Genomic DNA, 471 nt, shown 5'->3' on the forward strand with positions numbered 1-471 from the left:
CATTAGCGTCTTTTTCTTGAACGCTTACTGTTCCGATTTTTACACCATTGATTGAGAAATTTGAAGTAGTTTCACCAGCTTTAATAGGTTGCTCAAATGTTGAAATAGCAGTTACACTAGCTTTAATACCTGTCTTATCACTAGCTTTATTAATTGCTTCTGCTAACGCTCCAAGACCTGTGCTAGCACTTACATCGCCTTTACCATTTGTAAGTTTTACAGGTTCTATTGTTACATCGTTGATACCATCAACATTTTTAAATGTTACACTAGCAGTTCCTGTTAAATCCGCCGCTCTCACATTATGCCCAGTCTCAAACCTAGTTAACCCAATCTTATCAGACGTAGTTGCCCCAATACTAGCCTTAACTGTCTCATTAGAATATGCACCAATTTGAAATTCTTTGTTTGAAAACGTTCCACTTAGAAGCTTTTGACCATTGAATGATGTAGTATTACCAATATTGTCTA

The 471-nt window shown here is 36.3% G+C and carries 1 protein-coding gene; it reads right to left on the reverse strand.

Features of this window, described 5'->3' with window-relative positions:
- Window positions 1-471 (reverse strand): flagellin hook IN motif-containing protein (locus KJQ99_RS09645; RefSeq protein ID WP_284467058.1); only part of this gene is annotated, 471 nt, incomplete at both ends.

Source organism: Campylobacter sp. 2018MI13 (assembly GCF_018501135.1).
GTDB lineage: Bacteria > Campylobacterota > Campylobacteria > Campylobacterales > Campylobacteraceae > Campylobacter_E.